This is a genomic window from Amycolatopsis balhimycina FH 1894 (genome assembly GCF_000384295.1).
GTDB lineage: Bacteria > Actinomycetota > Actinomycetes > Mycobacteriales > Pseudonocardiaceae > Amycolatopsis > Amycolatopsis balhimycina.
This window is the reverse complement of the sequence record NZ_KB913037.1, coordinates 10836022-10848492: the sequence shown is the minus strand read 5'-3', so window position 1 is coordinate 10848492 and position 12471 is coordinate 10836022. Positions and strand designations below refer to the sequence as shown.

Genomic DNA, 12471 nt, shown 5'->3' with positions numbered 1-12471 from the left:
AACGGACACGCCACAAAACGCTCAGCCGTCCACAACGGACGATTCAGATACCCACGCGCGACACCCGCACCCGCCACATACAGCTCACCGGCCACACCGACCGGAACCGGCCGAAGCGTGTCATCCAGCACGTACACCCGCGTGTTGTCCAACGGGCGTCCGATCGGCAGCACGTCGTCGATCTCACCGGGAACACGCACTTCATGCTGCGTCGCACACAACGTCACCTCAGTCGGCCCGTACAACTGCCGGACCACCACACCCGGATTCGCCTCCAGCACCCGGCGCACCGCGCCTGCCGGAACCACGTCCCCACCCGTGAGCACCTCACGCACACCCGAGAAACACCACGGATCCTGCTCGGCCAGCACCCGGAAAAGACCCGCCGTCACATGCACGTGCGTCAAGTCCCGGTCCGTGACCAGCCGCCGCAGCACCGCCGCGTCCACACGCTCCTCCGGCGCCACCACCACAGTCCCGCCCGACAGCAACGGAACCCACAGCTCATACGACGACGCGTCAAAAGCATGCGGCGCATGAAACAACACCCGCCGCGTCTCACCCCAACACCGATCCCACGCCAACCGCACCACGTCCCGATGCGTGGCCACAACACCCTTCGGCGCACCCGTCGAACCCGACGTATACATCACATACGCGGCGGCGGCGGGCGACACGGACGACAGCACCACGTCACCGGTCACGTCGGGGAGGCGGTCGGCGGACAGCGTTTCCAGCTCGCCCACGCGTACGAACGCATGGTCCGCCGTCGCCGCGTGCAGTACCAGCATCGCGGCGCCCGCGTCCTCGGCCACCGCGCACATCCGCGCGACCGGCCAGCCGGCATCCAGCGGCACGAACACCCCACCGGCCTTCAAGATCGCCAGCAACGCCACCACCAGCTCGGCCGAACGCTCCATCAGCACCGCGACGGCCGACTCCGGCGCCACTCCCGAGACGACCAGCACCCGTGCCAGCCGCTCGGCCCGCGCGTCCAGCTCGGCGTAACCCAGCGTCACGTCACCGGACACCAGCGCGGCGGCCTCCGGCGCACGGGCCACCTGACCGGCGAACGCTTCCGGCACCGACACATCCGGTACGGACACCGGCATTGCGTTCCATACCGTCAGAATCCGCCGGCGCTCGTCCACGCCGAGCACGTCCATCCCGGCGATCCGGGTACCGGGGTCCCGTGTCATCGTCGACAGCACCTGGAGCAGCCGTTCCACCAGCCGCGCCGCGGTGTCCCGGTCGAAGAGGCCGGCGGACACGATGAGCGAGCCGTCGATGCCCGCGGGCTCACCTGCCGGGTCGAAGGTCTCGCCGAGGCTGAGATCGAGATCGAACTCGAGCGACCCGGCCTCCGACGGCAGTGCCACGGCCCGCAGACCGGGCAGGACCAGCGGTGGCTCCTCGGCCCGGCCGGTGTTCTGCAGGGTCATCATGACCTGGAACAACGGATGACGTGCGAGGGAGCGGACGGGGGCGAGTTCCTCCACGAGCCGTTCGAACGGCACGTCCTGGTGCGCGAACGCCGACAGCGAGGTCTCCCGGACCCGGCCGAGCACCTCGGCGAAGCTGGGATCGCCGGACAGGTCGGTCCGCATCACCAGCGTGTTGACGAAGAACCCCACCAGGTCCTCCAGGGCCTGGTCGGTCCGGCCTGCCACCGCGACACCGATCGGGATGTCCGTGCCCGCGCCCAGCCGCGACAACGTCACGGCGAACGCGGCCTGCAGCGCCATGAACACGGTCACGCCCTCGGCGCGCGCCAGCTCCACCAGTGCGCGGTGCAGGGCCGCCGGGATCTCGACGTCGGCGCGGTGCCCGCGGCGCGAGGTCTCGGCGGGACGGGGCCGGTCGGCGGGCAGGTCCAGCTCCGCCGGCGCCCCGTCGAGGGCATCTCGCCAGTACGCTATCTGACGCGACATGAGATTCTCGGGATCGGCTTCCTCGCCGAGGAGTTCCCGTTGCCACAACGTGTAATCGGCGTACTGGACCGGCAGCGGCACCCACGCGGGGTTCTCGCCCGCCAGTCGCGCCGCGTACGCCGAGGACACGTCGCGGGCCAGCGGCTCCATCGACCAGGCGTCGCCCGCGATGTGGTGCACCACCAGAACCAGAACGTGGTCATCCGGCGCGACCGGGAACAACGACGCCCGTACCGGCGGCGTCGCGGTCAGGTCGAACGCGTACCCCGTCACCTCCGCGATCGCGCCGTCGAGATCCCCGAACGCCACCTCGGCGACATCCAGCGCGAACCCGCACTCTTCCACCGAAAGCACCCGCTGGTACGGTTCTCCCCCGGCGTTCCGGAACACCGTACGCAGCACCTCGTGCCGCTCGGCCACGTCACGCAGCGCCGCGGCGAGCGCCGCCCTGTCCAAGGCCCCGGTCAGGCGCAGCGTCATCGAGATGTTGTAGGTGGGGCTCGGCCCCTCCAGCTGTCCGAGGAACCACAACCGCCGCTGCGCGAACGACAACGGCATGGGCTCCGGCCGGTCCCGCGCCACCAGCGCCGCGCGTCCCGGCGCGGTGACCCCGGCGAGCCGGACCGCCAGGCGCTCGGGTGTGGAAGCCTCGAACAGGGCGCGCAGCGGCAACTCCACCGACAGCGCCACGCGCACCTGGCTCGCCAGCCGCATCGCCAGCAGGGAATGCCCGCCCAACGCGAAGAAATCGTCCTCCACCCCGACCGACGCCAGCCCGAGGACGTCGGCGAACGCCTGACACAGCAGCTCCTCGACGACATTCGCCGGAGCGCGGCCCACCCCCGCCGGGTACTCCGGCGCCGGCAGTGCCGCCCGGTCCACCTTCCCGTTGACCGTCAACGGGAGCTGCTCCAGCTCCACGAAAGCCGAGGGGACCAGGTAGTCCGGCAACCGCTCGGACGCGTAGTCCCGGATGGCCTGGGCGACCGGGCCGTCCTGGGGCACCAGGTAGCCGACGAGCCGTTTGCCGCCCAGGACGTCTTCCCGGACGACCACCGACGCCTGCGCGACCGCCGGGTGTCCCGCGAGAACCGCTTCGACCTCACCCGGCTCCACCCGAAAACCACGAATCTTCACCTGATCGTCAGCGCGCCCAGAGAACACCAGACGACCATCCGCATCCCACTTCACCCGATCACCCGTGCGATACATCCGATCACCCGCACCACCGAACGGACACGCCACAAAACGCTCAGCCGTCCACAACGGACGATTCAGATACCCACGCGCGACACCCGCACCCGCGACGTACAGCTCACCGGCCACACCGACCGGGACCGGAGCCAGTCTCTCGTCCAGCACGTACACCCGCGTGTTGTCCAGCGGTCGTCCGATCGGCAGAACACCGGCGATCTCACCGGCAACACGCACTTCATGCTGCGTCGCACACAACGTCACCTCGGTCGGCCCATACAGATGCCGGACCACCACACCGGGATTCGCCTCCAGCACCCGCCGCACCGAATCCGCCGGAACCACGTCCCCACCCGTGAGCACCTCACGCACCCCGGCGAGACAGCCCGGGTCCTCGTCGACGAGCACGCGGAGCAGACCCGCCGTCACATGCACATGGGACAGCTCGTACCCGGCGATCAGCCGCCGCAGCACCGCCGCGTCCACACGCTCGACCGGCGCCACCACCACCGTGCCACCCGACAACAACGGCACCCACAGCTCGTACGACGACGCGTCAAAAGCATGCGGCGCATGAAACAACACCCGCGGCGTCCCACCCCAGCAGCGATCCTTCGCCAGCCGCACCACATCCCCGTGCGTGGCCACAACACCCTTCGGCACCCCCGTCGACCCCGACGTATACATCACATACGCGGCCCCATCGGGCGGTACCTCACTGGGCAGGCTCACCACGGCGTCCATGTCGGCATCGGCCGGAATCGCCGTGAGGCCGAGTTCATGACGGGCCGTCGCCTCGTGCACCACGAGTACCGCGGCGCCGGCGTCTTCGAGCACCGCGCGCATCCGCGCTTCCGGCCAGCCCGTGTCCAGCGGCACGTACGCGGCCCCGGCCTTGAGGATCGCGAGCAACGCCACCACCAGGTCGGCCGAACGCTCCATCAGCACCGCGACCACCGATTCCGGCCCGGCCCCGGCGGCCACCAGCGTCCGCGCGAGCCGGTCCGAACGCGCGTCCAGCTCTCCGTAGGTGAACGCGCCCCGGTCCCACACCACCGCCACCGCGTCCGGATCCGCCATCGCCCGTCCGGCGAAGGCGTCCGGCACCGAGGTGTCCGAAACGGACACTGCCGTGTCGTTCCACTCGCCCACCAGCTGGGCGAGTTCGGCCGCGTCCAGCAGTTCCACCGCGTCGACGGGCAGATCCGGGTTCGCGGCCATCGCCGTCAGCACCCGGACCAGACAGCCCGCGATCCGTTCCACCGTGTGGGCGCCGAACAGGTCGGCCGAGCCGGTGACCACGCCGCGGATCCCCGCCGGTGCCCCCGTTTCGTCGAAGACCTCGCCCAGTGTCGCTTCCAGATCGAACTTGGCCGTCGTCCGGCCGATCGAGAGCACTTCGGCGTGCAGGCCGGGGACCTCAAGGGCGGTGCCGTCGTCCAGCGGCGCGAGGACGACCTGGAACAGGGGATGTCGAGCCAGTGTGCGGACGGGGGCGAGCTCCTCGACCAGCCGCTCGAAGGGCACGTCCTGGTGGGCGAAGGCGCGCACCGCGGTGGCGCGCACGCGGTCGATGGCCTCGGCGAACGTCGGGTTCCCGGACAGATCGGCTCTGACCACGAGCGTGTTGACGAAGAACCCGACCAGGTCGTCGAGGGCCTCGTCGGAACGCCCGGCGGTCGGTGTCCCGATGGGGATGTCATGTCCCGCGCCGAGCCTGGCCAGCGTCACCGCCAGCCCGGTCTGGAGGAGCATCGGCAGCGTGGCACGGCGTCGGCGGGCCAGGGCGACCAGCTCGCCGTGCACCGCCGCTGGAACACCGGCCCCGATCGCGTGCCCGCGGTGTGACGGCTCCACCGGGCGCGGACGATCCACGGGGAGGGTCAGCTCCTCGGGTGCTCCGGCCAGTGCGTCGCGCCAGTAGCCGAGCTGCCGCGACAGCAGGCTGTCCGGGTCGTCCCTCGCGCCGAGCAGCTCCCGCTGCCACAACGTGTAGTCCGCGTACTGCACGGGCAGGCTCGCCCACTCCGGTTCCCGGCCCGCGCCACGCGCCGCGTACGCGGCGGCGAGGTCCCGCGCGAACGGGCCCGCCGACCAGCCGTCGGTCGCGATGTGGTGGATGACCACCACGAGCACGTGTGCTTCCGGTGTCAGCGCGAACAACCAGGCGCGCACCGGAATCTCGGCGGACAGGTCGAAGGCGAACGCGGCCACCCGCGCCACCGCGGCGGGCAGCTCGCTCGCGTCGATCTCCGGGCCGGGCAGCTCGACGGCCGCCTCGACCGAGGGCAGCTCCGCGGGCCGGTCCCACCGCAGTTCACGCAGGGCGGGAAGCCGCCGGCGTGACGCCGGGTCCTCGGCCCCGGTCACCCGCACCACCGACAGGTCCCACACCAGCTCACCGGGCTCGACGATCTGCTGGTACGGCTCGCCGTCCACCTCGGGGAAGACGGTGCGCAGTGCTTCGTGACGGACGATCACGTCGCGCAGCGCGGCGGCCAGGGCCGCCCGGTCCAGCGGTCCGGTCAACCGCAAGATCGCCGGGCTGTTGTACGTGGCGCCCGCCCCTTCGATCCGCCACTGCAACCACAGCCGCTGTTGTGCGAACGACGCGGGAATCATCGGCCCCTCCTTGACTAACGCATCCGCCGCAGCGCGGGTCTGATGTGTTCGGTCCGGTCGCCGTGCTCGGCGAGCCAGGTGGCCAGTCCCGCCGGCGTGGGAGTCGCGAACAGTTCCTCGATCGGCAGCTCGGCACCCATCGACGCGCGGACCCGGGCGACGAGCCTGGTGGCGAGCAGGGAATGGCCGCCGAGCACGAAGAAGTCGTCCTCCACGCCGACCTCGGGCACGGCGAGGATCTCGGCGAACGCCGCGCACAGCGCCGCCTCGCGTTCGTTGGCGGGGCCCCGGCTCGTGCGGCGAGCCGACGCGTAGTCCGGTGCGGGCAGTGCGGCTACGTCGAGTTTGCCGTTGGGTGTGCTCGGCAAGACGTCGAGCACCGTGACGGCCGACGGGCACAGGTAACCGGGGAGCCGCGCTGCCGCGTGTGCGCGGACCTTCCCGGCGATCTCTCCGGCCGTGCCGGTGTCCTTCGCTTCCTCGGTGGGAACGACGTAGGCGACCAGGCGGACATCCCCGGGGACGTCCTCCCGCGCGGTCACGACGGCCTGCGCCACCACAGGGCTTTCGGCGAGCACGACCCGCACTTCCCCCGGCTCGACCCGGTGGCCGCGGATCTTCACCTGATCATCCGCCCGGCCGGCGAACACCAGCTGCCCATCAGCGGTCCAGCGAGCCCGGTCCCCCGTCCGGTACATCCGCTGCCCCGGCACGAACGGGCAGGCCACGAACCGTTCACCCGTCAACCCCGCACGATTCACATACCCCCGAGCCACCTGAGACCCAGCCACATACAACTCACCCACCACACCCACCGGCACCGGCTGAAGCCACTCATCCAGAACGAACACCGACAGACCAGGAAGACCACGCCCGATCACACTGCCCTGAATATCCGGAGCGAGATCGTGATGAGTGACATGCACCGTCGTCTCGGTAATCCCGTACATGTTCACCAACCGCGGCCCAGCTTCGCCGTACCGCTCCCACCAACCGGTCAGCCGTCCCGGCTCCAACGCCTCACCACCAAAAACCAGCGCCCGCAAATCGCCCAACACACGATCGGACCGGACCGCCATCAGCTGATAAAACGCCGACGGCGTCTGACTCAACACCGTAACCCGCTCCCGCTCCAGCAAACCCCAGAACTCCCGCGGAGAACGGGACACCTCAAACGGCACCACCACAACCCGGCCGCCGTGCAGCAACGCCCCCCACAACTCCCACACCGAAAAATCAAACGCAAACGAATGAAACCACGACCACACATCACCCGCACCAAACCCGAACAACCCACGCGACGCCGCGAACAACGCCACCACATTACGATGCGGCACCACCACACCCTTCGGCCTCCCGGTCGAACCCGACGTATAAATCACATACGCCGAATGCTCGGAACGCAGCGGCACAATCCGATCCACATCACACACCGGCCCCGCATCAAACCCGGCAACGTCGGCGAAAAACTCCAGCGAATCCACCACCAGCATCGCCCCGGCATCCTCGACCACAAACCGGATACGCTCGAGCGGCAACCCCGGATCCACCGGCAAATACGCCCCACCCGCCTTCACCACCGCCAACATCCCCACCACCAACTCCGGCGAACGCCCCAGCACCAACGCCACCACCGACTCCGGACCCACCCCCAGACCAACCAACTTCCGAGCCAGCCGATTCGCCCGCGCCTCCAGTTCCGCGTACGACAGCTCGGCACCGTCGAAGGTCAAGGCCACGTTGTCCGGGGAGGCGGCCGCCTGCGCCTCGAACAACGTCGCCAAAGTCCCGTCGGGTACCTGCGGAGCCACGTCGTCGACGTCGTCCAGCAGCCGCTGTCGTTCGCCGGGTGCCAGCAGGTCGAGCTCACCCACCCGCCGCCGGGGATCCTCGGCCACCTGCTCCAGCAGGCGGATCAGCCGCTCCGCCCACGTCCGGACCGTTTCCCGGTCGAACAGATCGGTGGCGTACTCCACTGTCCCTTCGACACCGGACGGCACGCCGTCCTCGCCGTAGCGGTCGGTCAGGCTGACCATCAGGTCGAACCGGGCCGTGCCGGTGCCGACCGGTTCCGGCCGGGTGCCGAGGCCCGGTAGCTCGAACGCCGCGAACGACATGTCCTGCAGGGTCAGGCCGACCTGGAAGAGCGGGTGGTGTGCCGGCGAACGCTCCGGGTTGAGCACCTCCACCAGGTGTTCGAACGGGACGTCCTGGTTGTCGTAGGCGGCCAGATCGACTTCCCTGGCCCGCAGCAGCAGGTCGTGGAAGGACGGGTTGCCTGCGGTGTCGGTCCGCAGCACCAGCGTATTGACGAAGCAGCCGATCAGGTCGTCCAACGCCGGGTCGTGGCGTCCGGCGATCGGCGCCCCGATCGGGATGTCGTCCCCCGCGCCGAGCCTGGCCAGCAGCGCGGCCAGCGCCGCGTGCACCACCATGAACAGGGTGGCTCCGCGCTCCCTGGCGAGTTCCACCAGAGCCTGGTGCAGGCGCGGGGTCATCCGGAACGGCAGCAGGTCGCCCCGATGGGTCGCCACGGCGGGGCGTGGCCGGTCGGTGGGCAGCCGCAGCCGTACCGGCAGCCCGGCCAGCCGTTCCCGCCAATAGCTCACCTGGCGGCCGAGCAGGCTGTCCGGATCGTCTGCCCGGCCCAGGAGGGCGTGTTGCCACATCGCGTAGTCCGCGTACTGCACCGGCAGCTCCGGCAGGTGGGGCGCTTTGCCCTGGCTTCTCGCGGCGTACGCGGCGGCGAGGTCACGGGCCAGCGGCCCCATCGACCAGGCGTCACCCGCGATGTGGTGGACGACCAGCACCAGCAGATGTTCGTCCGGCCCTGTCACGGACAGTTCGGCCCACAACGGCAGGTCCGTGGCCAGGTCGAACACGTGGCGAGCGGCCGGCTCTCGCTGTCCGGCACGAACGTCCTCGTGGACCACCAGCCGCGGCCGGGCCTCGTCGGGGCCGAGGATCCGCTGGCCGGCCGTCCCGTCCGTTTCCGGGAAAACGGTGCGCAGCGCCTCGTGCCTGGCCACGACGTCGGCCAGCGCCGCTTCGAGTGCCGCGCGATCCAGCGCGCCGGTGATCCGCAGACCCAGCGGAGCGTTGTAGGTCGCCGACCGGCCCTGCATCCGGTGCAGGAACCACAGCCGCCGCTGGGCCGACGACAAGGGCACCGGATCCCGGCGCGGCACCGGCCGAAGGGCCGGACGGGCGGCGGCGTACCCGTCCAGCCCGGCCCCCAGCTCCACCACCGTGGGTGCCTGGAACAGCGTCCGCATGGGCACATCCCGGCCGAGGGTGGCGGACAGGCGGCTGATCAGCCGCGTCGCGGCCAGCGAATTCCCGCCCAGTGCGAAGAAATCGTCGTCGACGCCCACACTCGCCAGCCCGAGCACCTCGGCGAACAGCCGGCACAGAATCGCTTCCCGCGGGGTGCGGGGTGCCCGGTCCGGCACCACCACCTCGGGGACCGGCAAGGCTCGCCGGTTCACCTTTCCACTGGGGGACAACGGAAGCTCCGGGAGTACCTGCACGATCGAGGGCACCATGTGGTCCGGCAGCACGCGTGCGGCGAACCGGCGCAGCTCCAGCACGTCCACGCCCGCCCCGGGGCGGAGCACCACGGAGGCCACCAGCCGCACACGATCACCTGGCTCGCCGGTGGCCACCACGGCCGCCCGCGCCACCGCCGGATGCCGGGTCAGCACCGCCTCGATCTCGCCGGGCTCGACCCGGTAGCCGCGGATCTTGACCTGCTCGTCGGCCCGGCCGAGGAACTCCAGCACCCCGGCCGCGGTCCACCGCGCCAGATCGCCCGTCCGGTACATCCGCCCCGCCGCGTCCTCGAACGGGCAGGCCACGAACCGTTCCGCGGTCAGTCCCGGGCGGCCCACGTAACCGCGCGCCACACCGGCACCGGCCACGTACAGCTCCCCCGTCACGCCCGGCGGAACCGGCCCCAGCGCGTCGTCCAGCACATACAGCCGGGTGTTCGCGATGGGCCTGCCGATCGGTACCGTGTCGCCCACCGGCCGGCCCGCGGCCACCTCGAACGCGCAACAGCCGACCACGGTCTCGGTGGGCCCGTACTCGTTGACCACGACCGTGCTGGGCGCGTTCGCCAGCCAGGCCCGCACATCGGCGCCGGGCAGCGCCGCTCCACCCACCACCAGCCGCCTCGCCGCCGTTGCCCGCAGGCCTGCCGGCAAGGTTTCGGCCAGCAGCGGCAGGTGCCCCGGCACCACCTTCACCAGGCCGAACCCGCCGTCCGGGGCGGATCGCACCAGTTCGGCCAGCCCCTCCGGGCCGCCTCCGGGGCTGATCACCACCGTGCCACCGCACACCAGCGGCGCCAGCACGCTCGTCACCGTGAGGTCGAACGCGAGCGAGGAGTGCAGCGGCACCCGGTCTCCCGCGTCGAGCCCGTAGAATCCGGCCGCCCACGCGAGGTAGTTAGCCAGCCCCGCGTGCGTCACCGCGACGCCCTTCGGCACGCCTGTCGAACCGGACGTGTACATCACGTACGCCAGCTGTTCGGGCACCACGGCCGGAGCAGGCACGGCTTCCGGCTCCTTCGCCCGGCCGCGCAAACCGCCGGGACCGATCAGCACCGCGGCGCCGGCGTCGGTCCGCATGAACTCCGCACGCTCGGCGGGATGGTCCGGATCGATCGGCAGGTACGCCGTCCCGGCCAGCCAGGTCGCCAGGATCGCCGTCACCAGTTCGGGCCCGCGTGGCAAGGACACGGCGACCACCGACTCGGTGCCGGCTCCGCGCTCACGCAGCGACCGCGCCAGCCGGGCGGCCCGTTCGGCCAGTTCCCGGTAAGTGACCTCCACCTCGCCGCACACCACCGCCACCGCGTCCGGGTGACGCGCCGCGTGTGCCTGGAACCGATCGAGCGCTGTCCCGCCGGGGTCGACGGCGTCGGTGCGGTTCCAGTCCACGAGTACGTGCCGCCGCTCGCCGTCGTCCAGGACGTCGATGCGATCCAGACGCCCGGTGGACGACGCGGCGGCCAGGCCGTTCAGCGTGAGGCGGAACCTCCGGGCGATCTCCGCTCCCGACTCCGGGTCGTGGAGCTCCGGGTTCAGCTCGGCGATGATCTGCACGCCACCGCCCGCCGCCCGCTCGAAGACGTCGATGGCCACGTCCTCGACGGGTCCGCTCGACAGGCCGGTCCGGGTGGCGACGGCGGCCCCGAAGCGCAGCGGACGGCCGAGCGGCATCACGTTGACGCTCAGGGAGCGCAGGGAGCCCCGGCCGACGAGGCCGAGGTCCGCGAGGATCCTGCCGTAGGGGTACCGCTGGTGGCGCAGGCAGGCGAACACGGCGTGCGAAGTCTGCCGGACGAACGCACCGACGGTGCCGCCCCGCGGGATCGCCAGCCGGAGCGGCACCACGTTGGAGGTCATCCCGGGGATCCCGAGTTCCTGCCCGGAGGTCCGCCCGCCGACCGGGAGGCCGAGGACGACGTCACGCTCTCCGGCCGTGCGCTGCCGGTACAGCGCCGCGGCGGAGAGCACCAGCCCGGCGAAGCTCGTGCGCAGCCGGCGCGCCGCCGCTCTCAGTGAAGCGGCCTCGGCCGCGTCGATCTCCTCGATCCGCAGCGCGGGACGCGGCGGCAGGTGCCGGCCCGCACCGGTCCCGCCGGGTTCCGGCACGTCCGACAGCGCTTCGAGCCAGAACGCCCGATCCCGCTCGGCAACGGGGGAACCCAGGTAGGCGCGGTCCGCGTCGAGCAGTACCGACAGCGGCTTGAGCACTCCGTCGACGGGTTCCCGTCCGGCGGCGAGTGCCGTGTAGACGTCCGCCACGCGCGCCGCGAACGTCGACAGGCTCGTCCCGTCGAGGACGACGTGGTGCACCCGCTGGTACCAGAGGACCCGGTCCGGTCCGAGCCGGAACACCGCGTGGGCGGACGGCGGCCCCTCGAAGAGATCCACCGGACGGTCCAGGTCGGCCGCGATCCATTCCCCGGCCACCGCGCGCGGGTCCGCCGAGGCGCCGAGATCGGCCACATGGATGCGGTGGTCCGTCCCCGCGTCGACGTACTGCCGCGGCATCCCGTTCTCCAGCCGGAACCGGAGCCGGTACGTCTCGGCCTCCGCCAGTGCCCGGCGCAGTGCCGCCACGAGTACGTCGACGTCCACGTCGCCGCGGATCTCCAGGTACTCGCCGATGTTGTAGACCGGGTTCTCCGGCTCGAGCCGCTGGGCGTACCAGACGCCGAGCTGCGCGGCGGTCAACGGCACCGGGTCCGGCCCCGGCGTGCCCCGTCCGCTCACGCCGCCGCCAGCGCGGCGAGGTGGGCCGTGAGCGCGCTGACGGTGTCGACATCCCACAGCAGCACAGGTTCGACGAGAAGGCCGAGCATGTCCTCGATGTCCCCGCACAGAGCGAACGCGTACACCGAGTCCAAGCCGTAGTTCGCCAGCGGAACGTCGGGTTCGATCTCCTCGGCGGGCACCATGGCGTAGTGCGCGACGCGCTCGATGAGCCAGGAGCGGATCTTCTCGGGTGTCAGGGGGATGGCGGTCAGGTCGGCGTCGGACACAGCAGCCTCCTAGGGCTCGAGGCGACTCAATATGACCCAGGCCGAGGCGGCCCATCAACCGGCGGCGTGGGCATCCGTGGACGTCCAACCGAAGGCCGGCCCGCATTTGGACGCGCCGGCACCGGTGTCAGAGACGGCCGCCGGGACCCTGTACCCCCGTCCCGCCCCGAT

3 protein-coding genes are annotated in these 12471 nt (G+C 71.1%); all 3 read right to left on the bottom strand.

The genetic code is table 11. The features are described from left to right. Window positions 1–5747, bottom strand: a 5747-nt coding sequence (locus tag A3CE_RS57635) for a non-ribosomal peptide synthetase (RefSeq protein ID WP_020647588.1), incomplete at its 3' end; no start/stop codon positions are given. A 14-nt stretch (window positions 5748–5761) separates the two neighbouring features. Next, complete coding sequence (locus tag A3CE_RS53120; RefSeq protein ID WP_169524078.1) at window positions 5762–12031, bottom strand: non-ribosomal peptide synthetase; 6270 nt, start codon at window positions 12029–12031, stop codon at window positions 5762–5764. After that, complete coding sequence (locus A3CE_RS0149570) at window positions 12028–12300, bottom strand: acyl carrier protein (RefSeq protein ID WP_020647586.1); 273 nt, start codon at window positions 12298–12300, stop codon at window positions 12028–12030. Before A3CE_RS0149570 ends, A3CE_RS53120 begins: the two co-directional genes overlap by 4 nt. Between the last annotated feature and the right edge of the window lie 171 nt (window positions 12301–12471).